This is a genomic window from Marinobacter sp. CA1, assembly GCF_020546665.1.
GTDB classification, from domain to species: domain Bacteria; phylum Pseudomonadota; class Gammaproteobacteria; order Pseudomonadales; family Oleiphilaceae; genus Marinobacter; species Marinobacter xestospongiae.
Map to the genome: position 1 here is coordinate 2,728,361 of NZ_CP071785.1, position 24,814 is coordinate 2,753,174.

Sequence of the window (24,814 nt, forward strand, 5' to 3'; positions counted from 1 at the left end):
GATAGCCTGGGCCATCTTAATGAGCCGGCCGCCCCGCAAAGCAACGCCAGCCGGGGAAACTGGCTTCAACCAAGAAAAGCAACAAGGACGACACCATGCTCAGACACTTTCGACGCCCGCTGTTCCTGCTCTGCCTGATGCCGGCAGTGCTGGCCCAGCCCTGGCAATCCGCCACTGCTGCCGCCATTCTGGAGGGCGAGCGCCATCACCCCAGCGAAGGTCGCAACGGAATGGTAGCCACCAGCCATACCCTGGCAACCGACGTCGCCCTGCAGGTTCTCAAGGACGGCGGCAACGCCATCGACGCCGCGGTCACCGCTGGCTTCGCCCTGGCGGTCACCCAACCCCGCTCCGGTAACATCGGAGGCGGCGGTTTCATGCTGATTGCCCCTGGCGACCAGAGCCCGGTAACGGCCATCGACTACCGCGAAACCGCACCGGCGGCCGCCACCGAAACCATGTATCAGGACAGCGACGGCAACGTCGTCCAGAACCGCAGCCGCTTCACCCACAAGGCCGCTGGCGTGCCCGGCACAGTCGCCGGCCTGGCCATGGCCCTGGAGCGCCACGGCACCCTCAGCCTGAAACAGGCACTGGCACCGGCCATACAGCTCGCACGGGAAGGTTTCGTTGTGCCGCCCCGCTTCAGCCACGGCCTGGAAAGCGCCCGCGACCGCCTGGAGCCCTGGCCCGCCAGCAAGGCCAAGTTCTACAAGGAGGATGGCAGCGCCTACCAGCCTGGTGAACGCTTCCGCCAACCCGATCTCGCCGCCACCCTGCAACGCATCGCCGATCAGGGCATCAAGGGCTTCTACGAGGGTGAAACCGCGCAGCTGATCGTAGACGAGATGGAGCAGAATGATGGCCTCATTACCCTGGAAGACCTGAAAAACTACCAGCCGGCCATCCGCCAGCCCATCCACGGCAACTACCGGGGGTACGACGTCTACTCCATGTCACCACCCTCATCCGGCGGCACCCACATCGTCCAGATCCTCAACATCCTTGAGGGTTACCCGATTGGCGAGTATGGCCACAACTCCGCCCAGACCATTCACCTGATGGCCGAGGCGATGAAACTGGCCTATGCCGATCGCTCCGAATACCTGGGCGACACCGACTTTGTTGAGGTGCCGCTGGCCGGCCTCACCGACAAAGCCTACGCCGAACGCCTCCGCGACGGCATCGATCCGGACCAGGCCCGCCCCTCGGTGGACATCCGCGCCGGTGATCCAGCCGGATACGAGAGCAACGAAACAACCCACTTCTCCATTGTTGATCGCTGGGGTAACGCCGTTTCCAACACCTACACCATCAACTTCAGTTATGGCTCAGGCATCACCGTGACCGGTGCCGGCTTCCTGCTCAACAACGAGATGGACGACTTCAGTGCCAAACCCGGCGTACCCAATGCCTACGGCCTGATTGGCGGCGAAGCCAACAAGATCGAGCCCGGCAAGCGCATGCTCAGCTCGATGTCGCCAACCATTGTCCGCAAAGACGGCCGTAATGTGCTGGTCACCGGCAGCCCCGGCGGCTCCCGCATCATCACCACCACCCTGCAGGTGCTGATGAACGTGATCGACCATGGCATGAACATCCAGTCTGCGGTGGCAGCGCCTCGCATCCATCACCAGTGGCTGCCGGATGAGATCCGCATTGAGAACGGCATCAGCCCGGACACCATTCGTTTACTGGAAGGTATGGGCCACACCGTGGAAACCCGCAGCGCCATGGGGGCGATCCAGAGCATTGCCGTGGGTGAGGATGGCATGCTGTATGGTGGCGCCGATCCGCGCCGCAGTACGTCCTCAGCCCAGGGATTCTAGGACTTCAAAACACACAAACAGAAAGGCGGGCACCACGCCCGCCTTTCTTATAAAACTTCCAAAATTTCTTTTCCAGACAAGAGTCGGCAGACTAGTGTCCGACAGTCCGGGACATGCCATTCATCACCAGCACCCCGGCAACGATCAACCCCATACCAATCACCGCCGGCGCGTCCAGTTTCTGGCCAAACACCAGCCAGCCAATCAGCGCAATCGCCACCACACCGACGCCGGACCAGATGGCATAGGCCACACCGACGGGAATGGAGCGCAGGGTCAGCGCCAGCAGGTAAAAGGCCAGACCATAGCCCACCACCACCAGCACCGACGGCCACAGCCGGGAAAAACCATCGCTGGCCTTGAGGGCCGAAGTCGCCACCACCTCAGCACCAATGGCGGCAATCAGCAACACCCAGTTATTCACGCCACGCCTCCGGATTCAGGACCATAATCGCGCTCGACCCGGGCAACCCGGACCCGATAATCGGCATACCACTGACTTCGCCCCAGCCGCTGAGCCTCGCGATGTTCAACCTGGGCCTTCCAGCGCCGAATCGATTCCGGATCCCGCCAGTAGGAAACCGTGATACCGACCTCCTCGCGGGCCGACTCGATACCGAGAAAGCCTTCCTGCTGCTGCGCCAGCTCAACCATCCTTACCGCCATTTCACCATAGCCGTCATCGTCGGACGTACGCAGGGAGGTGAAGATGACCGTGTAATAGGGAGGCACGGGTGTTGTTGCAATCTCTGCCATTGTCAGACTCCAATACCTTCGATCAGAAAACCGCACCTCAACAGGCGACGGGATTCCAGGTGGGGGGCGTGAGAGTATAGAGATCAGACCGGCGACAGGGAATCGGGGTAAGTACCGCCGGCGCTGGCGAGCCCCGCCGGCGTGTCATAAACGGCCAATTGCCCGGAGCGCCAAGGCTATCGCCCCGGGATACCGCAAAGGCTATGATAGCTTTGGCGAGCGAACAACTTTTGGCCGATACCGCCTTGAACAATAATAAAGGAGTCCACTCCATGAACGCCGCAACACACCCCAGCACGTCTCTCCACTGTCTGAGTTACTGGGCCCAGAAAACGCCCGACCGGGTCTACCTGACCCAGCCGTTCCCGGACGGCAGTACCCAGGACATCACCTGGGGCGAAGCCGCCGACCAGGTCGCCAGAATGGCAGCCCACCTGCGCAGTCTGAACATTCCGGAGCACAGCAACGTTGCCCTTCTGGGCCGCAACAGCGCCCACTGGGTGCTGGCCGATCTGGCCATCTGGGCCGCCGGACACGTCTCCGTTCCCCTGTACCCCACCCTCAATGGCGACACCGCCGCCTACATTCTGGAGCACAGCGAAGCTCGCCTGCTGTTCCTCGGCAAAATGGACGGCACCGTGGATGGCTGGAACGATATCAAGGACATTCTGCCGGTCGATCTGCCACTGATCTCCCTGCCCATGTCCCCTCGCCGGGATACACCGCAGTGGACCGACATCGTGGCCAATACCGCACCGCAGCCCATGCACTCTCCGTCACCAACGGACCTGGCCACCATTGTCTACACCTCGGGCAGCACCGGCCGGCCCAAAGGCGTGATGCACAGTTTCCAGTCGCTGATCTCCGTGGCGGATGGTCTCAAGCAGCTGTTCCCGGTCAACCAGGACGACCGCATGCTGTCGTACCTGCCACTGGCCCACGTCGCCGAGCGGGCCGCGGTGGAGAACCTGTCGCTGTTCTATGGCTTCCACCTGTACTTCGCCAATTCCCTGGAGAGCTTCCAGGAAGACCTGCAACGGGCACGCCCCACCCTGTTCTTCTCGGTGCCACGACTGTGGATGAAGTTCTATCTGGCGATCAATGAAAAGCTCTCACCCGGCAAACAGAAACTGCTGTTCAACCTGCCCCTGGTCAACCGGCTGGTAAAGAAGAAGGTGCTGACCCAGCTCGGCCTGAATCACTGCCGGGCCGCCCTGACCGGCGCTGCACCGCTGTCGCCGGAAATTATTGCCTGGTACCGCAACCTGGGGCTGGAGCTGCTGGAGGTGTACGGCATGTCTGAGAACTTCGGCTACTCCCACAGCAACCGTCCTGGCCAGACCCGCGTGGGCACTGTTGGTGTAGCGAATCCCGGCGTCGAACACCGTATTGGCGACAATGGTGAGGTTCAGGTAAAAAGCCCCGGACAGATGCTGGGATACTATCGGAATGAAGAGAAAACCCGCGAAGACCTGACGGAGGACGGCTTCCTCAAGACCGGCGACATGGGCGAAATCGACAGCGACGGCTACCTGCGCATCACCGGCCGGGTGAAGGACCTGTTCAAAACCGCCAAGGGCAAGTACGTGGTGCCGGTGCCACTGGAAAGCCGCTTCAACCACCCCAAGCTGGAGGCCGTCTGCGTCGCCGGCGCCAACCAGCCCCAGCCCTGCGCCCTGATCCTGCTGGCAGAAGAAACCCGGGAAGAGCTGGCGGCCCACAGCAATCACGACGAACTGGAACGTGAGCTGACGGAGGTTCTCACCCGGGTCAACGCCGAGGCAGAGCCCCATGAAAAACTGGCGTTCGCCGTGGTGGTCAACGAACCCTGGCGCATCGAGAACGGCATGCTCACCCCCACCCTGAAGATCAAGCGCAACGTCATCGAAAGCCACTACGCCGACCGCATGGCTGGCTGGTATGACCAGAATCGCAGGATTGTCTGGGAGTAAGACCAGACGCCCCGGCCACCCTGGCCGGGGCAGTTTTCCAGCGATTCTCAGCCTTTCACAGAGCCCTGCCATGTCGTACGCGTACCGGCTGACCGACACCCGCCATCAGTCCTGCCATTTTTCCGGGGCATAGGAAAACACCGGCAGGGAACACTGCCAGCGAATGGCCGCCAGCCGAAGGGCCAGACCGACGCTGAACGAGGCCAGCAGGTTGATATCATGATCGACCTGACGATCCAGCAGGAACAGATACAGCAACGCCACCAGCAGCGAGACACTGGCATACAGCTCATGCTGCAGTACCTGAGGGGTGCGATTGCACATCAGATCCCGCAGGATGCCACCGAAAATGCCCGTGGTGATCCCCGCCATCACCACAACCGGCGTGTTGTAGTTGAGACTGAGGGCAACATTGCAGCCGATGATGGTAAAGGCCACCAGCCCCATCGCATCGAGAATCAGGAACAGCTGGTGAAGGTGACGCATAAAGCGGGCGATCACAATGGTGAACAAACCGGCGGAGATGGTGAGGTAGATGTAGGACGGGTGCTGGGTCCAGTTGACCGGGTAGTTACCCAGCAGGATATCCCGCACGGTACCGCCGCCAAGAGCGGTAAGAAAAGCGATCAGGGCCACGCCGAACATGTCCATGTTCCGACGTCCGGCTGCCAGGGCACCGGACATGGCTTCCGCTGTGATGGCTATCACATAGATATAGGTGAGCACGCAGGACTCCTGCTGTCGTCGTGCCTCTCCCCCTGTCCTGTGTACCTGAGAGTTTGGGCGGCGTGGTAGCCGCTTGCCCCTTCGGTGGACTGCTCTTGGCAGTCGCTCTCCAGTCGGCGTGTCTGGTTGTGTCGCAGTACCGGTGCCTGAGCGTTTATGGGAGTTTGCGCCTTCGGCGGGGGCTGCTGATACAACCCCTCTCTCCTGCGAGGCCGCCATTATACGGATTCGGGCGTCGATGAAAAGATCAGATTTTGATCAATTCGCCGATCCACGACGCCAGTCGTCCCGATCCAGGCGATAGAGACAGTGGGGCCGCAGCGGATTTCCCACGGCGACCGCCGGGTGCTCAAAATTCTCATCCGGGGAGCTACGCATCCCCAGACGCTCCATCACTGCGCGGGAACGGCGGTTCTCCAGGGTGGTAAAGGACACCACTTCTGCCAAATCAAGATGATCAAAGGCAAAATCCAGGGCGGCACCGGCGGCTTCGGTGGCATAGCCCCTGCCCCAGGCTTCGCGGGCCAGGCGCCAGCCAATCTCGACACACGGCGAGAACGGCAACTCCGCTGCCGGCTCATGAAGCCCCACGAAACCCAAAAATTCACCGCCATCGCGGGCTTCGAGCGCCCAGAACCCCCAGCCACGCAGCTCGATCAGGGCCTGGCACCGGTCCGCCATGGCATCGCTGTCTTCCCGCGACAGCAGCGATGGAAAGTACGCCATCACCTCCGGGTCCGAACTCATGCGCGCGAAAGGCTCCCGATCTCCGGAGCACCACTGACGCAACCGTAAACGCTCCGTCTGCAACTCAACAGGTGTTGCCATATTGATTCCTTATCCGTATTGCCTGAGGCCCGACAGGCACCCTGGCCAGTTCGTTGGGGGCCGGGCATCATACAAAGTTCCGACCACGGTGCAAGGAGACTGCCATGAACGCCCCACTCAAGGATCTGCCCGCTGCCAACCCGAAAGAATTCCGCAAGGTTGTGGAAAGCCGACGCTCCATTCGCCGCTTTACCGATACCGCCATTCCCCACGGCATTCTCGACGACTGCCTGGACCTGGCGATGCTGGCTCCCAACTCCAGCAATCTGCAGCCCTGGGAGTTCTTTGTCGTGACCACACCGGCGCTACGCCAGAAACTGGCCCGGGCCTGCCTGAACCAGAACGCCGCTCGCACAGCTCCAGTCCTGATCGCCATCGTAGCCCGCACCGACACCTGGGCCGAGCACAGTCGACTGGCAATCCAGCAATGGCCAGAGGAAAGCCTGCCCGGCATCGTCCGCACTTATTATCAGCGATTCGCACCACTGCAATACGCTCAGGGTCCGCTGGGCCTGTTTGGCCTCGCCAAGAAAGGCATCGGGCTGGCGGCCGGCCTGGCCCGACCGGTGCCACGAGGGCCCTACTCCACCAATGAGATGAAAATCTGGGCGACCAAATCCACAGCGCTTGCCGCGGAAAACCTGATACTGGCGTTGCGGGCCCATGGCTACGACTCCTGTCCGATGGAAGGCTTTGATGAGTGCCGGGTTCGCAAGCTGCTCAAGATTCCCCGCAAGGGCCTGGTGACCATGGTTCTCGCGGCAGGCAAACGGGCGGAGAACGGCGTCTACCATCAGCAGTACCGGTTCGAACGCGAGCGTTTTGTCCATTACCTGTGATCGGCGTCCGCCCCGGGCGACCAGAACACGCTGGCCCCCTGCTCCGGATTGCTGGCGTCGCGGCGCATCCAGCCGAACAGGTCCCGGCCGACGCCATGATGGTGAACAGCCAGGTCCGCCGTTGCGGGCTGGCGCGAGGACAGCTCGGCCTCACTGAGACTGACGGACAATTGCCCAGTGCCGGCATCAACGCGGATCAGATCGCCCTCACGCAGCAGCGCCAAGGGGCCACCCTCAGCCGCCTCGGGATAGACGTGAATCGCCGCCGGCACCTTGCCGGAAGCTCCGGACATCCGGCCGTCGGTGACCAGAGCTACCCGATAGCCGCGATCCTGAAGCACGCCCAGGTAGGGCGTCAGACGATGTAGCTCCGGCATGCCGTTGGCCCGCGGCCCCTGGAAACGCACCACCACCACACAGTCCCGGTCCAACTCGCCGGCCTTGAACGCCCGCTCAAGATCGTCCTGGTCGTGGAAAATGACAGCCGGCGCTTCCACGCAGTGATGGTCCGGCGCCACCGCCGACACCTTGATCACACCGCGCCCCAGGTTGCCAGCCAGCAGTCGCAAGCCCCCATCCACCGCAAACGGGTTGTCGCAGCCCCGCAAAACACCGTCGTTCCCCGTTGCCCGGGCAACGGGCTGCCAGACTAGGCGCTCCCCTTCCAGGTGGGGGGCCCGGGTATAGCGCTCCAGTCCCGGCCCCGCGACTGTCTGAACGTCCTCATGCAACAGCCCTGCGGACAGCAGTTCGCGGATCAGGAAGGGGGTGCCGCCGGCTTCATGGAACGCGTTCACATCTTCCTGGCCATTGGGATAGATCCGGGTCAGCGTCGGCACGGCCGCCGACAGGTCAGCAAAATCCTGCCAGTCGATCAGAATGCCAGCCGCCCGGGCGATAGCCACCCAGTGCATGGTGTGATTGGTCGAGCCTCCGGTGACCAGTAGCGCCACCAACGCATTGACGATGCTTTTCTCATCAACCATGTCCGCCAACCCAAGCTCGCCGCCATTGGGGCGGGACAGTCGTATCACCTGCTCGGTCGCTGCCCGGGTCAGGGCGTCCCGCAACGGCGTGTTTGGCGGACAGAAGGCCGCGCCCGGCAGGTGCAGCCCCATCACCTCCACCAGCAACTGGTTGCTGTTGGCGGTGCCATAGAAGGTGCAGGTTCCGGGGCTGTGGTAGGAACGGCTCTCCACCTCCAGCAGCTCCTCCCGGCTCGCCTTGCCCTCGGCATACAGCTGACGCACCCGCTGCTTCTCCTTGTTCGGTAACCCGGAGGGCATCGGGCCGGAGGGAATCAGTACCGTCGGCAGATGACCAAAGCTGAGGGCGCCGATCAACAATCCGGGCACGATCTTGTCGCAGATGCCCAGCAGGACCGTGGCGTCGAACATGTTGTGACTGAGCGCCACGGCGGTGCTCATGGCGATCACATCCCGGGAGAACAGGCTAAGCTCCATTCCCGGCCGGCCCTGGGTTACCCCGTCACACATCGCTGGCGTACCGCCGGCGAACTGGGCCACCGATCCCATGGCTTCCGCGGCGTCACGGATCAGTGGCGGAAACCGTTGATAGGGCTGGTGCGCGGAAAGCATGTCGTTGTAGGCCGACACCATCGCCACGTTGGCCCGGTTCATCAGCCGCAGTACGTCCTTCTCAGCCGGCTGGCACGCCGCAAAGCCGTGAGCCAGGTTGCCACAGGACAGGGTCTGACGCTGGGGAGACTCCGCCTTCTGGGCCTCCATTCGTGCCAGATAGTCAGTCCGCAGGTCGCGACTGCGTTCGGTAATGCGTTGGGTCACCTGTTCCACGGTCCGGTGCATCATCTCACTCCGCTTCTTTCCGTTATTGCCGTTTTCCGCTTTTCTCGGTCTATGTGCTTCCATGCCTGGCCGGGTCCGTCCAATCACCGGCACATGCCGGAACTCAGCGCTCTGCGAACGGTCTCAACGGCATGATTCCACTGTAAACTTACCTTGCATTTACAAAATTCAGCGCTGACATAACCTGCCACAAGGCAAAAATGTTGTTATAATTACTACATCTTTCCACTGTACTGAGTCCCCTGGCAACCGTGGAGATGCACCATGACCATTCGCATAGCGATTAACGGCTTTGGACGTATCGGCCGCAATGTACTGCGGGCGCTGTACGAAAACAGCTACCGCGACCGCCTTCAGATTGTCGCCATCAACGACTTGGCGCCGCCGCAGGGACTGGCCCATTTGCTTCGCCATGACAGCATCCACGGCCACTTCAGCGGCACGATCGACCACGATGCCGAATTGCTGACTGTCAACGGCGACCGCATCGCCACCACCGCCCGAACAGACCCCGCCAGCCTGCCATGGCACAGCCTCAATATAGACGTTGTGCTGGAGTGTACCGGCCGTTTTACCGCCCGCGACCAGGCCGCAGCCCACCTGCAGGCCGGCGCTGGCCGGGTACTGATCTCAGCACCGTCAAAGGATGCCGACGCCATGGTGGTCTACGGCGTCAACCATCAGCAACTGCGTCAGCATCATCGCATCGTGTCGTGCGCCTCATGCACCACCAACTGCCTGGCACCGGTGGTGCAGGCCCTGCACCAGGGTGTCGGGATCGAAAGCGGACTGATGACCACCATCCATGCCTTTACCCACGATCAGCCGGTCACCGATGCCTGGGGCGGCGATGCCTACCGCGCCCGCGCCACCACCGCGTCGATGATCCCCACCCGCACTGGCGCGGCCGGCGCTATCGGGCGCATCATCCCGGAACTGGCCGGCCGTCTGGATGGCCTGGCGGTGCGGGTGCCCACCAACAATGTCTCGATGGTGGACCTAAGCCTGATTGCCCTGAAAGACACTAACGTCGATGATATTAACCAGTTACTTGAGCGAGCCGCGGATGCCAGCCCGATTATGGGCTTTAACCATGAGCCTCTGGTCAGCATTGATTTCAACCACAACGCTCTGTCGAGCATTGTCGACGGTAACCACACCCGAGTGCTCGGCCGTCACGTAAAAGTCATGGCCTGGTATGACAATGAATGGGGCTTCTCCAACCGAATGCTGGACAACACCCTGGCGCTGGTCCATGCCGAACACTGACAGACAGCGCCTACACCAGTGGCCAGTGGCACCCCATACATCCGTGACGACTCATACACCTGTGACACCCCATACGTCTGTGATACCAATACAACATTCATACCACCCCACCGAAAGGAACACACTATGCTGAGGCGCACCAAGATTGTCGCCACCCTGGGTCCCGCTACCGACTCCGCGGAATCGCTGCAGGCCATCATTGCAGCCGGTGTCGACGTCACCCGCCTGAACTTCTCCCACGGCAGCGCCGAAGATCACATCCAGCGGGCCCGCCAGGTTCGCGAAGCCTCCGAAGCGCTGGGGCGCTATACCGCCATCCTGGCGGATCTACAGGGCCCCAAACTGCGCATCGCACGCTTTACCGACAACAAGGTCACCCTGAAAGCCGGCCAGAGCTTTGTATTGGATGCCGCCATGGACAAGGAGAGCGGCGACAGCGAGCGGGTCGGCATTGACTACGAGCAATTGATCCAGGATGTGGCAGCCGGCGATATCCTGGTGCTGGATGACGGTCGTATCGAGATGGAAGTGGAAGCCGTGGATGACCACAGCATTCGCTCCCGGGTATTGATTGGCGGCCCGCTGTCCAACAACAAGGGGCTCAACAAACGGGGCGGTGGCCTTTCTGCCGACGCCCTTACCGACAAGGACAAAGAGGACATCCGCACCGCCGCGCAACTGGGGGCCGACTACGTCGCGGTGTCGTTCGTACGCACCGCTGACGATCTTCATACCGCCCGCGCCCTGCTGAAAGAAGCGGGCTCCAGCGCCGGCCTGGTGGCCAAAATCGAACGCGCCGAACTGGCCCACGACGATGACGCCCTGGACGACGTCATCCGCGCATCGGATGCGGTCATGGTGGCTCGCGGCGACCTGGCGGTGGAAATCGGCGACGCTGAACTGGTGGCGGTGCAGAAGCACATCATCGGTCGTGCCCGCGCCCTCAACAAGGTGGTGATCACCGCCACCCAGATGATGGAGTCGATGATCGAAAACCCCATGCCCACCCGGGCCGAGGTGTCCGACGTCGCCAACGCGGTGATGGACTACACCGATGCGGTGATGCTGTCGGCGGAGACTGCTGTCGGCGACTACCCCCGGGAAGCCGTGGAAGCCATGGTGCGGATCTGCATGGGCGCCGAAAAGCATCCCTCGATGCGTCAGTCGAAGCACCGCATCCACGAAACCATGGACCGGATCGACGAAGCCATTGCGCTGTCCGCCATGTACGCCGCCAACCACCTGGAAGGCATTGCCGCCATCATCTGCCTGACCGAAACCGGCGCGACACCGCTGCTGATGTCCCGCATCAAATCAAACCTGCCGATCTTCGCATTCTCCCGTCACCACAGCACCCAGCACCGGGTATCAATGTACCGTGGCGTGCAGACCGTGCCGTTCAACTCCACCGACATGCCGCACGAGGAAACCAATGCCCGCGCGGTGGCGGAACTGACCTCACGGGGCGTGGTGAAGGAAGGTGATCTAATCATCATCACCAAGGGCGACTATGCCGACGCCCAGGGCGGCACCAACTCGCTGAAGATTGTCAGGGTTGGCCCGGACGTTCGCTAGGCAACCTCTGCCAGGCATGGCAACCCAGCGCTCGCCGACGCCATTCACGGCGTCGGCAGTGCCGCCAGGCTGCTCCGCGCCAGCTCGGTGATAACACCCCAGTCGCCGGCGGCCACCGCCTCCCGCGGCGTCAGCCAACTGCCTCCCACCGTCAGCACGTTCGCCAACGCCAGATAATCCGCCGCATTCTCGAGATCGATGCCGCCGGTCGGACAGAAACGCACATCCGGAAACGGGCCCGCAAAAGCGTTCAGTGCCGCCGTCCCACCGGCCACTTCGGCAGGAAAAAACTTGAACTCGCGATAGCCCAGGGCATAACCCAGCATCAGCTCCGATGCCGTGGCAATACCGGGGATCAACGGCACGTTGGAGGTTAGACCACAGGCCAGAACCGCCTCAGTCGAACCCGGTGTCACCACAAACTGGGCACCAGCCGCCTCCACCTCGCGATACTGCGCTGGCGTAGTGACCGTCCCCGCTCCCACCCAGACTTCTGGCAACGACTGCCGCAACTGACGGATCGCCGGCAGGCCGTGCTCGGTACGCAGGGTGATCTCCAATGCCCGGATGCCACCGTTCACCAACGCCTTGCACAACGGGTAAGCCTGCTCCGGATCGCGAATGGTCAGGACGGGGATCACCGGCGCTGCATTCAATACTGCATGTACCCGGTTACGGTAGACCTCAGACAGTTGCGTCATCGATACCTCCAATGGATGTCAGGCGCTCCAGAACACCCGCAGCCCCAGTTTCAGGAATACCCGGATCGGCATATCCGCCACGTCATCCAGGTTCTCGCAGGCCTGTCGCAACGCCTCCGCCTTGCTTCCGCCCTGAATGTGCAACGCCCGGAAACCGGCCGCCGCCAACGCCCGCAACGTCAGTGTCACTCTCGCCTGGGTCTGGGATGGCGGTGTCATCGCACACACCCGCTCCGGTCGCGCGGTGTCCAGAGCCCGGTAAAGCTCTGGCGCATCCGGGAACAGCGACGCAGTATGGCCATCCGTTCCCAGCCCCAGCACGACGGCTGTCAAAGGCCAGGCCAGGGAAGCCAGCGCCCGGTCCGCCAGTGCCGCACCCTGCTCCGGGCTCACGCCTTCCCGCCACAACGGCCAGAAGGTCGCGGAGGCCGCAGGGCCCTGCAGCAGGTAACGACGAACGCTGGCGGCATTGCTGGCTGGATCGCTCTCCGGCACCCAGCGCTCATCCACCAGCACCACATCCACCCGGGACCAGTCGAGGGGCTTTTCCGCCAGCAGCTCGAAAAACGCAATGGGGGTCGTGCCGCCAGACACCGCCAGGCTCGCCCGACCGGGCTCTCGCAAGCGGTCAGCGAGCACACCGGCGATCTTTTCGGCCAGAATGCTGGCCACCGAATGGGCGTCAAGGGCGGACACCAGATCCACGCCGTCCGGTAACGCAATATCAGGCATCTTCATACCAGCTCCTGCCATCCCGGGTAATCAGCGCAATGGCCGCCACCGGCCCCCAGGTACCGGCGGCGTAGCGTTTGGGGAGATCATCATGGGCCTGCCAGTTGGCCACCACACCATCGACCCAGCGCCAGGCATACTCGACTTCGTCGCGACGCACGAACAGGTACTGATTGCCTTTCATAACTTCCCACAACAGCCGCTCATAGGCCTCCGGGATACGATCGGTCTGAAAAGCCTCCGAGAAGGTCAGCTCAAGCGGGCCCCGGCGTAACCGCATGCCCTTATCCAGCCCCTGGTCTTTGGTCAGAATCTGCAGAGTCATGCCCTCGTCCGGCTGCAGCCGGATGACCAGCTTGTTGCTGGCCAGATGGCGCTGGTCCGGATCGAAGATATAGTGCGGTGCCGGCTTGAAGTGGATGATGATCTGGGACAGTTTCTCCGGCAGTCGCTTGCCGGTGCGGATGTAGAACGGCACACCGGCCCAGCGCCAGTTCTCGATCTCCACCTTGAGGGCAACGAAGGTTTCGGTGGTACTGTTACGATCCGCTCCCTCTTCCTCCAGGTACCCCGGCACCACCTTGCCCTGGCTGGAACCGGCAGTGTACTGTCCGCGTACCAGGTGGCTCTCGATCAGGTCCGGTGTGATCGGCCTGAGGGCTTTTAGCACTTTCACCTTCTCGTCGCGGATGCTGTCGGCGGAGAGGTCCGCTGGCGGGTCCATGGCGATCAGGCACAGTAACTGGAGCAGGTGATTCTGGATCATGTCTCGGACCTGCCCGGCCTGATCGAAATAGCCCCAGCGGCCTTCAATCCCGACGCTCTCGGCGACGGTGATCTCCACATGGGAAATGTGATTCTGATTCCACTGGGAGGCGAACAGGTTGTTGGCAAAACGCAGTGCAATCAGGTTCTGCACCGTTTCCTTGCCCAGGTAGTGATCAATACGGAACAACTGGTCCTCATTGAACACTTCGCCCAGCTGCTGATTGATGGTGCGGGACGTCTCCAGATCGTGACCGATGGGTTTCTCCACCACCACCCGGGTCTTGCGGGTGCAACAACCGGCATCCCGCAACTGGCGGGCGATCACGCCGTACAGGGATGGTGGCGTTGCCATGTAGACAATAAGCGCGTTCTCGCAGTTACCGCGCCAGCGCACCAACGGCTGGTAATCATCAAGCCGGTTGATGTCCAGGCACAGATAGTCGACCCGCGCCAGCAGACGCGAGAGCACGCCGTCATCCCAGTCGCTGTCCGGGACCCGGCGCCTGATATCCGATGCCAGCTGTTCCCGCACATCGTCCACCGAGTGGGCACGGCGAGCCAGCACCAGCACCCGGCTGTCGGCGGCCAGCAGTCCGGTTCGCTCGAGCTGATACAGCGCCGGAAACAGCTTGCGGCGGGCCAGGTCGCCCAGACCGCCAAAGATCATCAGATCGCTACGGGTGTCGATCCGCTCCTCCATGAATGCCTCGCACTGGCTGGGTGAGGTTTCGGAAGGCCTCACATGTAGTAACTTTACCCAAATGTAGTGGTATCGTTACTCAAATAATGGCACTTGCATCGGTTTTTGCCAATGCAATAAGCATTCCGTGACATCTTTACTACGGCAATACAGCGGGAATACCGCTATAATGCCGGGCCACCATTCGCCAGACCCACTGGCCGCCGGACGGCCCGAGGATCAATGGAGAACACGCCCATGTCAGCCAAGCACGACAACCTGCTGGAGGAAATCCAGAACCGTCTGGAGAACCTGAACAAATCCGAACGCAAGGTTGCCGAAGCCATCCTCCGCGACCCCTCCGCAGCCACCCGCTACAGCATTGCCGCCCTGGCCCGCACCGCGGACGTCAGCGAGCCGACGGTCAACCGCTTCTGCCGCGGCTTCTCCGCCTCTGGCTTTCCGGACTTCAAGATCCGGCTGGCACAGAGCATTGCCACCGGCACGCCTTACGTGGGTCAGAACATCAAGCCCGACGACTCGGTGGAGGAGTTTGCCGACAAGGTCATGCTGACCACCATGGCCAACCTGGACAAGGCCCGCCAGGCCCTGAACCCCAAGGATCTGGCCACCGCCATCGACTATCTGATTCAGGCCAAGCAGATCAACTTCTTCGGCATGGGTGGCTCGGCTCCGGTAGCGCTGGATGCCCAGCACAAGTTCTTCCGCTTCAACATCCCGGTGATGCACTACGACGATGCACTGATGCAACGGATGGTGGCAGCCGGCAGCAGTACCGGGGATGTCATCGTGATCATTTCCTACACCGGCCGTACCAAGGAAATGATCGAAATTGCCCAGGACGCCCTCGCCAATGACGCCACCGTGATCGGCATCACCACACCGGGCTCGCCGTTGGCAGAGGTGTGCACCGTCGTGCTGGGGGTAACCGCAGCGGAGGACACCGAGGTCTATATGCCGATGTCATCCCGCATCATTCACCTGGCGGTGATTGATATCCTGGCCACGGGCGTGACGCTGAAGCGGGGCGAGGGTTTTCGCAATCACCTCAAGAAGATCAAGGACAGCCTCAAGGCCACCCGCCTGCCCCCGGCCAGCTCCTGACCAGGGGAGAAAGGTGTGGACCGGGCCGGCCATGCAGCGCCGGCCCGGGAAGAGTTACTGCCAGATCACCGGCTGGCGGCTGGAGTACCACTGCTCCAGATCCGGACGGTAAGCGTCCTCCACCACATTACGCTTGAGCTTCATGGTGGGGGTCAGGAAGTCATTCTCCATGCTCCACTCATCCTGCACCACCGCGATGAACTGCAACTGCTCGTGCGGATCGACGGTCTGGTTCACCTCTTTCAGCAGGTCTGAGAAGCTCTGCTCAAGCTCACGGCGATAGCCCTCGTCCAGGCGGCGGCGCTGGGCCTCTTCCGACAGCATCACCAGGCAGTGTGGCTGAGGGTAGTTTTCACCGGACACACACACCATCTCGATGTCCGGATGGCTCATCAGGCGATTCTCAATGGGAGCCGGCGCAACGTACTTGCCCTTGCTGGTCTTGAAGATCTCCTTGATCCGCCCGGTCAGACGCAGCCGCCCCAGATCATCGATCTCGCCCTTGTCGCCGGTCTTGAGGAAGCCATCCTCCGTCATGGTTTCGCGGGTTTTCTCCTCATCCCTGTAGTAACCCATCATGGTCGCCGGGCTCTTCACCAGCACCTCACCCTGCTCACTGATCTTGACCTCAACGCCGGGCAGCCCCTCGCCGACATAGCCGGTACGGGCTCGGCCGGGTTTGGTCATGTGGGAGTAGGCAAAGTTCTCAGACATGCCGTAGCCTTCCAGCAGTTCCAGCCCAAGACCGCGATACCATTCCAGGATATCGTGCGACAGCGGCGCCGAACCACTTCCGGCAAACTTGACGTGCTGCAATCCCAGGTTGGCAAGGATCTTCTTCTTGACGACCCGGCGCAGCAGCGGAACCCGCATCAGCCGCTCCAGCTTCTCTTTTGGCATTTTCTCGAACACGCCATGCTGGAACTTGGTCCAGATCCGCGGCACTGCCAGGAACAGCGTTGGCTGGGCGCGCCGGAGATCCTCAACAAAGGTATCCAGGGACTCGGCGAAGTAGAGATGGAAGCCCTTGTGCATGGAACCCAGCTCCACCACAAAGCGCTCAAACACGTGGGACAGCGGCAGATAGGACAGCATGCGTTCATTGCCACTGACATCGAGGGCATCGACCCCGCCGGCCGCAGCATAGGCCATGTTCTCAAAGCTCAGCATCACCCCCTTGGGCTTGCCGGTACTGCCCGAGGTATAGACGATCGAAGCCAGCTCCTTGGCATCGCGATGGACCTTGCCCTCCAGCGGCGGGAAGGTGGCGATGATGTCGTCCCAGCTCTTGAAATCGTTGGGCGGGCTCAGCGGGTAAGACAGGCAACGCACGGATTCCGGCACACCGGACTTCATGCTGTCCCAGTCGTCCAGCTTGCCGACAAACAGCACTTCACAGCCGCTGTGATCAAGGATGTAGCGCACGGTATCGGCGTTCAGCGTCGGGTACAGCGGCACCGAGACATGGCCTGCCATCCAGATCGCCCAGTCCGACATGATCCAGTGCGCGCAGTTCTTGGACACAATACCGATTCGGCTGCCTTCCGGCAGGTTCAGTGACTTGAGGTAGGACGCCATACGCCGGGCCTCACCCACAGCGCGGCGCCAGGTGTAATCAATGACCTGGCCACCACCCATGGGCTGAGTCAGATAAACAGCTTCGGCTTTGGCGGCCTCCCAGTGGTAGACCATTTCCAGGGGGAGTTTGTGATTATTGTCCATGGACCTTCCTTGTTGTGTGTCGGGAGTCTTGAGGTGCTCCCTTTGTTGGTTTTTGAGGTTGAGGTATGTCGTATCGTTGTTATGAATAGCCCCTTGCCGGGGGTTGTCGTTCTCGTTGTTGGACAGCCTTGAATGTCACGGCATCGACGGTTCAGGAGTCTCCGATTAAGACTTTGGTCTTACATTTCACCACACCCTGTCACTACAAAATGTGATGCAACCAAAACTATTTCTTTCCTGATACGCCCGTTGGCGAATGAAACGCGCCTGCAGCCGCCATCACCCTCAGGTCGTGAGCACGGCGGCAACAAATATCCGTAACTTGCCAAAGCGCGAACCTGAATGCTGTGCTAAACTGCCGCCTTTTTTGGGAGGGCCTGCTCGGAGGACCGCATCCCGCGGGAGCCCGCAGCCACGACCACCGACAACAAACCTGGGAGACACGGCACATGGCCAAGAGGACTCTGCGCACCCTGCTGGGCGCCATGCTGATGGCAACAACCAGCCTGGCACAGGCAAACGACCCGAAATCCGTGGCAATCACACAGATCGTCGAACACCCTGCCCTGGATGCGGTATACGAAGGCGTTAAAGATGAACTGGCAGACCGCGGCTACCGCGAGGGTGAAAACCTCACCGTCAGCCACGAAAGCGCCCAGGGCAACTCTGCCATCGCCGCCCAGATCGCCCGCAAGTTTATTGGCGAGAGCCCGGACGTGATTGTCGCCATCGCCACTCCGTCGGCGCAGACCATGGCTGCCGCCGCCCGCGGTCTGCCGGTGGTGTTTGCCGCCGTGACCGATCCGGTTGGCGCCAAGCTGGTATCCAACCTGGAAGCACCGGGCGCCAACATTACCGGCGTTACCGACATGCTTCCCATCGACCGTCATCTCGACATGCTCCAGCGCATCATGCCGGACGCCAAGCGCATCGGCACCGTCTACAACCCGGGTGAGGCCAACGCCGTTGCCCTGGTGGAGCTGCTGGAAGAGCGCCTGGCGGCGCGTGGTCTGGAGCTGGTGAAAGCCGCCGCCACCAAGACCTCGGAAGTACTGGGTGCGTCCCGCTCCCTGGTTGGCAAGGCCGACGCCATCTACCTGACCACCGACAACACCGTCGTCAGTGCGGCTGAAGCCGTGGTGTCTGTGGGTGAGCGCGCCAAGATCCCGGTGTTCGCCGCCGACACAGCCACCGTCAGCCGTGGCGCCGTTGCCGCCCTGGGCTTTGACTACTACGACCACGGCCGTCAGGCCGGCTCCATGGTTGCCCGCATTCTGGAAGGCCAGAAGCCGGGTGACATGGCGGTCGAGTCCGTTGATACCCTGAACCTGTTCGTCAACCCGGCCGCCGCCGAGCGGATGGGCATCACCCTGAGCGAGGAGGTCATCAGCTCCGCTCAGGAAGTGGTCAGCAGCGACGACTAACATCATCCCCGTAAGCCCCGGAACGGCGCCCATAAGGCGCCGTTCCCCGATCCAGTCACAGCGAATACCTACCCATGCTCAGTGAAATCGCATTCTACGGCGCCCTGGAAACCGGCCTTATCTACGGCCTGGTGGCGTTCGGCATCTATCTGTCTTTCCGTGTTCTCGACTTTCCCGACCTGACGGTCGATGGCAGCTTCCCGCTGGGTGCGGCCGTTGCCGCCATCCTGATCCTCCAGGGCGTCAACCCCTGGCTGGCCACCGGCGCCGCCGTGCTGGCCGGTATGGCAGCGGGTGCCGTGACCGCACTGCTGAACGTCAAACTGAACATCCTGAACCTGCTGGCGTCGATCCTCACCATGATCGCGCTGTACTCCGTCAACCTGCGCATCATGGGACGCCCAAACGTTGCCCTGCTGGGCGAGGAGACCGTGCTGGAATGGTGGTATGACACCTTCGACTACCTGCCCTACCACACGGTGCCAGTGCTGCTGTTCGCCATCGTGGTGGTGATCGGCATGATTCTGCTGTGGCGCTTCATGAAATCCGAGACCGGCCTGGCCATGCGCGCCACCGGCGCCAATGCCCGCATGGCGCGGGCCCAGGGCATTGCCACCGGCGCCATGATCGTACTCGGCGTGGCTCTCTCCAACGGCCTGGTTGGCCTGGCAGGGGCGCTGTTTGCCCAGAGCCAGGGCGCAGCGGACGTCACCATGGGCGTGGGCGTCATCGTCATCGGCCTGGCGTCGTTGATTGGTGGTGAAGCCGTGATCACCCCATCAACGGTGATCAAGGCGCTGCTGGCCTGCGTGGTTGGCGCCATCATGTACCGCCTGGCCATCGCGCTGGCGCTCAACGCCAATTTCATGGGCCTGCAGGCGCAGGACCTGAACCTGATCACCGCCGTGCTGGTCACTCTGGCCATCGTACTGCCGGGCGTGCGCACCTCCATCCGCTCACGACTGACCCGCAACAAGGCCTGAGGGGGAACCGATGATTAGTGCAAGCAACCTGAAACTGACCTTCGGCAAAGGCACCCCGCTGGAGAACCCGGCCCTGCGCGGCATGAGCCTGACCGTCAACCAGGGCGAGTTCGTAACGGTGATCGGCAGTAACGGCGCCGGCAAGTCCACCTTCCTCAACTCCCTCGCCGGCGAAGTGATGGTGGACAGCGGCCAGATTGTGGTGGACAACCAGGACGTAACCCGCCTGCCCACCCACAAACGGGCGCGCAATGTCGCCCGGGTATTCCAGGACCCGCTGGCGGGCACCTGCGAATCCCTGAGCATTGAGGAAAACCTGGCCCTGGCCATCAAGCGCGGCCAGCGCCGGGGCCTGACCGCCGCGGTGAAGGCGCGCTATATGGACCAGTTCCGCAGCAGCCTGTCCACACTCAAGCTGGGTCTGGAAAATCGTCTCGGCGACAAGATGGGCCTGCTGTCCGGCGGACAACGTCAGGCCGTAAGCCTGCTGATGGCGAGCCTGACACCGTCCAGCATCCTGCTGCTGGACGAGCATACCGCCGCTCTTGATCCCAAGACCGCCAATTTCGTGCTGGAGCTGACCCAACAGATCATCGAGGAGCAGAAACTCACCGCCCTGATGGTCACCCACAGCATGAAGCAGGCGCTGGAAGTGGGCAGCCGTACAGTGATGCTGCACCAGGGCCAGGTGGTGTTCGACATCGCCGGTCCCGAACGCGACGGCCTGGAAGTCAAAGATCTGCTCGGACTGTTCGAGCAACAGCGCGGCCTGCAGATCGACGACGACAGCCTGCTGCTGGACTGATCGCCCCACCCTCCCGATGCCCGGCGCAACCCGCGCCGGGCAATTCGTCACTCTCCCCCAAACAGCAACCAGCTCCGCCAGGAGCACCCGAAAATGGCCGTGTCGGTACGCACATTCCGGCACTATATCTAGTGTTTTCGGCTTGACGCCCTCAAGTCCCTATCAAGCCTGATTTTTTCGCCTTGCAAGGGGATTTCCATTGATTTTGTCGCGATCACCCGCCCCGGTTCATAGTTCCCGTCTTATTCACAGACCACTATATCCTGTTATACTTCCATGAAATCGCCCCACATATTGGGCTTTTATTGAACAATACAGTCAATCTGTAACCAGCCAGTTCGCAAACCAGGCCTGGTTACCCGGCCGACGCGCTGGCGCGAGCCGTCGACCCTGAAGCAACCACCAGATGTAGTGGTGTACGCACCACATATAGTGGTTGCTGGCAATTCAGCGCATACACGTATTTCAGGAACCGGACAGCGGTGTGGTCGCCCGGCCCCAGGCCAGGCTCACTTCATGCCGATTGTCCGGACCGGCATGACTCAGCACACAGAGGGTGGCAATGAACGCTAAGGCACAGGCAGTGATCACGACGATTCCCATGCAGGACGCCTCACTGGATATCTGGAGCAGCAAATACCAGCTCAAGACCAAGACCGGCGAACCGGTGGACAAGGACATCGAAGCGACCTACCAGCGGGTGGCCACTGCCCTGGCCGAGGTTGAGAACAAGTCTGCGCGCGCCAAGCACATGAAAGACTTTGTCTGGGCCCTGCAGAATGGTGCCATTCCGGCCGGCCGCATCACCTCCAATGCCGGTGCCGAGGCCCACAAGCCAGCCACCTCCACCATCAACTGCACAGTGTCAGGCACCATCGACGACTCGATGAACGACATCCTGGAGAAAAACCACGAAGCCGGCCTCACCCTCAAGGCGGGCTGCGGTATCGGCTACGAGTTCTCCACCCTGCGCCCGAAAGGCGCCTACGTCGCCGGCGCTGGCGCCACCACCTCCGGCCCGCTGTCGTTTATGGATATCTTCGACCGCATGTGCTTCACCGTGTCTTCTGCCGGTGGCCGCCGTGGCGCCCAGATGGCCACCTTTGACGTCCACCACCCGGACATCATCGACTTCATCCAGGCCAAGCGTGAAGATGGCCGCCTGCGTCAGTTCAACCTGTCGCTGCTGATCACCGAAGATTTCATCGAAGCGGTCAAGAACGGCGACGACTGGCACCTCTCCTTCCCCGTCACCCAGAAAGAAGTGGACGAGGAAAGTCTGGACCTGAGCGACAGCTCCCGCTTCCTGTACCGGGATTTCCCGGTGACCGAGAGCTACGTGGTCAATGACGAGGGCAAGGTCGCCTGCCGCATCTACCGCACCCTCAAGGCCCAGCTGATCTGGGACACCATCATGACCTCCACCTACGACTACGCCGAGCCAGGGTTCATCCTGATCGACAAGGTCAACCAGATGAACAACAACTGGTTCTGCGAGGAGATCCGTGCCACCAACCCGTGCGGCGAACAGCCTCTGCCCCCTTACGGCAGCTGCCTGCTGGGTTCAGTGAACCTGACCAAGTTCGTCGACTATCCGTTCACCGACAAGGCCAGCTTCAACTACGAGCGCTACCGCAAGGTGGTGGGCATCTTCACCCGCATGCTGGACAACGTGGTTGAAATCAACGGCCTGCCGCTGGCTGAACAGCGCCACGAAATCACTTACAAGCGCCGCCATGGCATGGGCATCCTGGGCCTGGGTTCCACCCTGGCCATGCTGCGCATGCCCTACGGCTCTGACGATTCCGTCAAGTTCACCGAGGAAGTGGTGCGGGAAATGGCCGTTGAAGGCTGGCGCCAGTCGCTGTCCCTGGCGGAAGAGAAAGGCGTCGCCCCGATCATGGACGACGAGTTCGAAGTGACCGCCAAGATGCTGGTACACCGCCCCGAACTGAAAGCCGATGGCTACAAGCTTGGCGACAAGATCAAGGGCCGGGTACTGCACGCCAAGTACAGCCGCTACATGCAGCGCATTGCCGAAGTGGAGCCGAAACTGGTTGAGCAGTTGGCGGAGAAAGGTGGCCGCTTCACCCACCACACCTCCATCGCGCCGACCGGCACCATCAGCCTGTCACTGGCCAACAACGCCAGTAACGGCATTGAGCCGAGCTTCTCGCACCACTACTCGCGCAACATCATCCGCGAGGGACGCAAGACCAAAGAGAAGGTCGACGTGTTCTCCTTCGAGCTGCTGGCCTACCGCCATCTGGTGAACCCGGGCGCCATGCCGTTCTCGGACGACGCCGACAAGAAGCTGCCGGAGTACTTCACCACCTCCGACGACGTCACCCCGGACCAGCACGTCGACATTCAGGCCGCAGCCCAGAAGTGGGTGGATTCCTCTATTTCCAAGACCGCGAACGTTCCGACAGACTTCGCCTACCAGGAATTCAAGGACATCTACATGTACGCCTACGACAAGGGCCTGAAGGGATGCACCACCTTCCGCTTCAACCCCGAGGCGTTCCAGGGCGTGCTGGTCAAGGAGAAAGACCTGGAGAACACCCTGTACGAATTCACCCTGGATGATGGCAGCAAGGTGACCCTGAAGGGTAACGAAGAGGTAGAATACGACGGTGAAACCCACACCGCAGCCAACCTCTTTGACGCCCTCAAAGAAGGCACCTACGGCAAATACTGATCCGGAACGACCGACACAGGAATAATGAGCATGACAGTCAAGATCACCAAGAATATCGTCGGTTACCGGGTGACCAAGGCCGACAACCAGCAAGAAGCGGAAACCACCGCCCCGGAGACCGCAGTCAAGCCGGTCGAGATGAACGAGTACATCGAACGCCCGGACTTCCTGCTGGGTACCACCTACAAGATCAAGCCGCCGGTGGCCGAGCACGCGATGTACATCACCATCAATGACATCCTGCTGAACGAAGGCACCGACCACGAGAGTCGCCAGCCCTACGAGGTGTTCATCAACTCCAAGGCGATGGAGCACTTCCAGTGGGTTATCGCCCTCACCCGCGTAATCTCCGCGGTCTTCCGTAAGGGTGGCGATGTCACCTTCCTGGTGGAAGAGCTGCGCTCGGTATACGACCCCAACGGCGGCTACTTCAAGAAGGGTGGCGTGTTCATGCCATCGCTGGTGGCCGAGATTGGCGCCGTGATCGAGAAGCACCTCAAGGCCATTGGCCTGCTGGAAAGCGAAGAGATGAGCGAAACCACCAAGCGCATCCTCGCCGAAAAGCGAGCCGAGTTCGAATCCGACGGCCAGTCCGCCCAGAACGACGCCGCCGCCAGCGACTACCCCGCCAACGCCACGGTCTGCAACAAATGCAGCACCAAGGCCGTCATCGTTATGGACGGCTGCGCCACCTGCCTGTCCTGCGGCGACAGCAAGTGCGGTTGAGGTGGTTAACCTGACGCGCTGAATAAAAAGCCCGGAAGCGAAAAGCTCCCGGGCTTTTTTGTTTGGAAAGGAATGTCATCAGCTTGCCCGCGTCGTTACTACGCAGTGATATTACGACCAGCAGAAGATCATATATCGAGGGCTTTTATAATACCCGACGGCGGCACAGTGGCCTTGGTTACCGGACTCCGCTAGAGATTCGAAAGAATCAACTGATGGGGCGTGTCCATTTTATTGGGGGAAGTCCACGCCTACGGCACCGGAAACAGCAAAGCTGCGCTGGTTATTGAGGCGTTATGCCCTAAGGAGAATTTTGAGCTAAATGGATACATCTGAGCTATTCGAACTTTTTGGCAAAAATATCGAGTCACCTGAAGTACATTCATTCTTGAAGAAGCATCCATCTTTTAAAGTTGGCGATCCGGACTATGGCAGGCAATACGTCGAATCAAAGAACGACGGTGTAGATCTGTTATTTGAACCAGATGGTGGCCCGCAGGGTGGCAAAACTAAAGATCTCAGGAATTGCCAGACTATATTCCTGTATGCCCAAGGCAAGGATGAGCATGAGAAGTTTCCAGGCGAGGTGCCGCTGGGCTTCAGTTTTTCGGACTCAAGATCAGACCTACTCAGCAAAGCTGCTCCAGAAAGAACCTGGAAGATTGGTCAAGGTGAAGTTGATGTCTCGTTCCCTAACCCAAATCATGATCGATGGGATTTGGGCGACAAGCTAATATCAGCTCACTACAGCAAGAAAACGGGTTCGATTATGTATTTCACAGTTACCCGAAAAAAGGCATAACTAAGCCATGCAGCGGATACCAAACCCTCCACTTCGCTCCGGTTTT

The 24,814-nt window shown here is 61.1% G+C and carries 21 protein-coding genes and 2 riboswitches; of the genes, 12 read left to right on the top strand and 9 right to left on the bottom strand.

All coding sequences use genetic code 11. The features are described 5' to 3' along the window. The first annotated feature begins 137 nt into the window (after positions 1-137). A complete protein-coding gene (ggt, locus tag J2887_RS12455; protein ID WP_227176116.1) occupies positions 138-1,829 on the top strand; it encodes a gamma-glutamyltransferase in 1,692 nt (563 codons plus the stop codon). A gap of 91 nt (positions 1,830-1,920) precedes the next feature. On the opposite strand, the gene J2887_RS12460 is transcribed toward ggt, so the two are convergent. Next, entirely contained in the window at positions 1,921-2,253 is a 333-nt protein-coding gene (locus J2887_RS12460) for an SMR family transporter (RefSeq protein WP_227171449.1), read from the bottom strand. Continuing rightward, positions 2,250-2,585, bottom strand: a complete 336-nt coding sequence (locus tag J2887_RS12465) for an antibiotic biosynthesis monooxygenase family protein (RefSeq protein WP_227171450.1) — start codon at positions 2,583-2,585, stop codon at positions 2,250-2,252. Before J2887_RS12465 ends, J2887_RS12460 begins: the two co-directional genes overlap by 4 nt. A 272-nt stretch (positions 2,586-2,857) precedes the next feature. Between J2887_RS12465 and J2887_RS12470 the strand changes: the two genes are divergently transcribed. Next, positions 2,858-4,537: an AMP-binding protein gene (locus J2887_RS12470; RefSeq protein WP_227171451.1), complete on the top strand. Its 1,680-nt coding sequence runs from the start codon at positions 2,858-2,860 to the stop codon at positions 4,535-4,537. A 105-nt stretch (positions 4,538-4,642) separates the two neighbouring features. Here the strand turns inward: J2887_RS12470 and J2887_RS12475 are convergent, their stop codons facing one another. Both J2887_RS12475 and J2887_RS12480 read right to left on the bottom strand, forming a co-directional pair. Continuing rightward, positions 4,643-5,263 (bottom strand): trimeric intracellular cation channel family protein, encoded by a 621-nt coding sequence (locus J2887_RS12475; RefSeq protein WP_227171452.1) that lies wholly within the window; start codon positions 5,261-5,263, stop codon positions 4,643-4,645. 23 nt (positions 5,264-5,286) lie between these two features. Then, positions 5,287-5,387: riboswitch (glycine riboswitch) on the bottom strand. Next, positions 5,388-5,480: riboswitch (glycine riboswitch) on the bottom strand. Positions 5,481-5,521: 41 nt separating this feature from the next. Continuing rightward, entirely contained in the window at positions 5,522-6,091 is a 570-nt protein-coding gene (locus J2887_RS12480) for a GNAT family N-acetyltransferase (RefSeq protein WP_227171453.1), read from the bottom strand. A gap of 104 nt (positions 6,092-6,195) precedes the next feature. Here J2887_RS12480 and J2887_RS12485 point away from each other — a divergent pair, with 104 nt between their 5' ends. Beyond that, entirely contained in the window at positions 6,196-6,930 is a 735-nt protein-coding gene (locus tag J2887_RS12485; protein WP_227171454.1) for a nitroreductase family protein, read from the top strand. Here J2887_RS12485 and edd read toward each other — a convergent pair. Then, positions 6,921-8,756, bottom strand: a complete 1,836-nt coding sequence (gene edd, locus J2887_RS12490; RefSeq protein ID WP_227176117.1) for a phosphogluconate dehydratase — start codon at positions 8,754-8,756, stop codon at positions 6,921-6,923. The genes J2887_RS12485 and edd overlap by 10 nt on opposite strands. A 264-nt stretch (positions 8,757-9,020) precedes the next feature. Here edd and gap point away from each other — a divergent pair, with 264 nt between their 5' ends. Together gap and pyk are read left to right on the top strand one after the other, a co-directional pair. Continuing rightward, positions 9,021-10,025: a type I glyceraldehyde-3-phosphate dehydrogenase gene (gap, locus tag J2887_RS12495; protein WP_227171455.1), complete on the top strand. Its 1,005-nt coding sequence runs from the start codon at positions 9,021-9,023 to the stop codon at positions 10,023-10,025. A 126-nt stretch (positions 10,026-10,151) separates the two neighbouring features. After that, the gene (gene pyk, locus J2887_RS12500) at positions 10,152-11,600 is read left to right on the top strand and encodes a pyruvate kinase (protein ID WP_227171456.1); all 1,449 of its coding nucleotides are present in this window, start codon (positions 10,152-10,154) and stop codon (positions 11,598-11,600) included. Positions 11,601-11,644: 44 nt separating this feature from the next. Here the strand turns inward: pyk and J2887_RS12505 are convergent, their stop codons facing one another. Genes J2887_RS12505 through zwf form a run of 3 tightly spaced genes read right to left on the bottom strand, consistent with a single transcriptional unit; the run spans position 11,645 to position 14,501 of the window. Then, positions 11,645-12,301 carry a bifunctional 4-hydroxy-2-oxoglutarate aldolase/2-dehydro-3-deoxy-phosphogluconate aldolase gene (locus J2887_RS12505; protein WP_227171457.1) on the bottom strand — a complete coding sequence of 219 codons (657 nt, stop codon included), beginning with the start codon at positions 12,299-12,301 and terminating at the stop codon, positions 11,645-11,647. Positions 12,302-12,319: 18 nt separating this feature from the next. Further along, positions 12,320-13,039, bottom strand: a complete 720-nt coding sequence (gene pgl / locus J2887_RS12510) for a 6-phosphogluconolactonase (RefSeq protein WP_324197211.1) — start codon at positions 13,037-13,039, stop codon at positions 12,320-12,322. Next, positions 13,026-14,501: a glucose-6-phosphate dehydrogenase gene (gene zwf / locus J2887_RS12515; RefSeq protein WP_227176119.1), complete on the bottom strand. Its 1,476-nt coding sequence runs from the start codon at positions 14,499-14,501 to the stop codon at positions 13,026-13,028. Before zwf ends, pgl begins: the two co-directional genes overlap by 14 nt. A gap of 237 nt (positions 14,502-14,738) precedes the next feature. Here zwf and hexR point away from each other — a divergent pair, with 237 nt between their 5' ends. Then, the gene (hexR, locus tag J2887_RS12520; protein ID WP_227171458.1) at positions 14,739-15,605 is read left to right on the top strand and encodes a transcriptional regulator HexR; all 867 of its coding nucleotides are present in this window, start codon (positions 14,739-14,741) and stop codon (positions 15,603-15,605) included. A 54-nt stretch (positions 15,606-15,659) separates the two neighbouring features. On the opposite strand, the gene J2887_RS12525 is transcribed toward hexR, so the two are convergent. Next, positions 15,660-17,327 carry an AMP-binding protein gene (locus tag J2887_RS12525; RefSeq protein WP_227171459.1) on the bottom strand — a complete coding sequence of 556 codons (1,668 nt, stop codon included), beginning with the start codon at positions 17,325-17,327 and terminating at the stop codon, positions 15,660-15,662. A gap of 449 nt (positions 17,328-17,776) precedes the next feature. Between J2887_RS12525 and J2887_RS12530 the strand changes: the two genes are divergently transcribed. The 6 genes from J2887_RS12530 (at position 17,777) to J2887_RS12555 (ending at position 24,768) form a co-directional block, all read left to right on the top strand. Next, positions 17,777-18,751, top strand: coding sequence for an ABC transporter substrate-binding protein (locus J2887_RS12530; protein ID WP_227171460.1), 975 nt, complete (start codon positions 17,777-17,779; stop codon positions 18,749-18,751). Positions 18,752-18,825: 74 nt separating this feature from the next. Then, a complete protein-coding gene (locus J2887_RS12535; protein WP_227171461.1) occupies positions 18,826-19,734 on the top strand; it encodes an ABC transporter permease in 909 nt (302 codons plus the stop codon). A gap of 10 nt (positions 19,735-19,744) precedes the next feature. After that, the gene (locus J2887_RS12540; protein ID WP_227171462.1) at positions 19,745-20,539 is read left to right on the top strand and encodes an ABC transporter ATP-binding protein; all 795 of its coding nucleotides are present in this window, start codon (positions 19,745-19,747) and stop codon (positions 20,537-20,539) included. Between the two features lie 562 nt (positions 20,540-21,101). Then, a complete protein-coding gene (locus tag J2887_RS12545) occupies positions 21,102-23,240 on the top strand; it encodes an adenosylcobalamin-dependent ribonucleoside-diphosphate reductase (RefSeq protein ID WP_227171463.1) in 2,139 nt (712 codons plus the stop codon). Between the two features lie 30 nt (positions 23,241-23,270). Then, a complete protein-coding gene (locus J2887_RS12550) occupies positions 23,271-23,966 on the top strand; it encodes an NrdJb (protein WP_227171464.1) in 696 nt (231 codons plus the stop codon). A gap of 322 nt (positions 23,967-24,288) precedes the next feature. Further along, the gene (locus J2887_RS12555; protein WP_227171465.1) at positions 24,289-24,768 is read left to right on the top strand and encodes a hypothetical protein; all 480 of its coding nucleotides are present in this window, start codon (positions 24,289-24,291) and stop codon (positions 24,766-24,768) included. The last annotated feature ends 46 nt before the right edge of the window (positions 24,769-24,814 follow it).

Coding starts and splice junctions, on each gene's coding strand:
- J2887_RS12555 (WP_227171465.1), top strand. CDS start 24,289: ATGGATACATCTGAGCTATTCGAACTTTTTGGCAAAAATATCGAGTCA.
- hexR (WP_227171458.1), top strand. CDS start 14,739: ATGTCAGCCAAGCACGACAACCTGCTGGAGGAAATCCAGAACCGTCTG.
- J2887_RS12535 (WP_227171461.1), top strand. CDS start 18,826: ATGCTCAGTGAAATCGCATTCTACGGCGCCCTGGAAACCGGCCTTATC.
- J2887_RS12540 (WP_227171462.1), top strand. CDS start 19,745: ATGATTAGTGCAAGCAACCTGAAACTGACCTTCGGCAAAGGCACCCCG.
- gap (WP_227171455.1), top strand. CDS start 9,021: ATGACCATTCGCATAGCGATTAACGGCTTTGGACGTATCGGCCGCAAT.
- J2887_RS12530 (WP_227171460.1), top strand. CDS start 17,777: ATGGCCAAGAGGACTCTGCGCACCCTGCTGGGCGCCATGCTGATGGCA.
- zwf (WP_227176119.1), bottom strand. CDS start 14,501: ATGGAGGAGCGGATCGACACCCGTAGCGATCTGATGATCTTTGGCGGT.
- pgl (WP_324197211.1), bottom strand. CDS start 13,039: ATGAAGATGCCTGATATTGCGTTACCGGACGGCGTGGATCTGGTGTCC.
- edd (WP_227176117.1), bottom strand. CDS start 8,756: ATGCACCGGACCGTGGAACAGGTGACCCAACGCATTACCGAACGCAGT.
- J2887_RS12485 (WP_227171454.1), top strand. CDS start 6,196: ATGAACGCCCCACTCAAGGATCTGCCCGCTGCCAACCCGAAAGAATTC.
- J2887_RS12465 (WP_227171450.1), bottom strand. CDS start 2,585: ATGGCAGAGATTGCAACAACACCCGTGCCTCCCTATTACACGGTCATC.
- ggt (WP_227176116.1), top strand. CDS start 138: ATGCCGGCAGTGCTGGCCCAGCCCTGGCAATCCGCCACTGCTGCCGCC.
- J2887_RS12505 (WP_227171457.1), bottom strand. CDS start 12,301: ATGACGCAACTGTCTGAGGTCTACCGTAACCGGGTACATGCAGTATTG.
- J2887_RS12545 (WP_227171463.1), top strand. CDS start 21,102: ATGAACGCTAAGGCACAGGCAGTGATCACGACGATTCCCATGCAGGAC.
- J2887_RS12525 (WP_227171459.1), bottom strand. CDS start 17,327: ATGGACAATAATCACAAACTCCCCCTGGAAATGGTCTACCACTGGGAG.
- pyk (WP_227171456.1), top strand. CDS start 10,152: ATGCTGAGGCGCACCAAGATTGTCGCCACCCTGGGTCCCGCTACCGAC.
- J2887_RS12550 (WP_227171464.1), top strand. CDS start 23,271: ATGACAGTCAAGATCACCAAGAATATCGTCGGTTACCGGGTGACCAAG.
- J2887_RS12480 (WP_227171453.1), bottom strand. CDS start 6,091: ATGGCAACACCTGTTGAGTTGCAGACGGAGCGTTTACGGTTGCGTCAG.
- J2887_RS12470 (WP_227171451.1), top strand. CDS start 2,858: ATGAACGCCGCAACACACCCCAGCACGTCTCTCCACTGTCTGAGTTAC.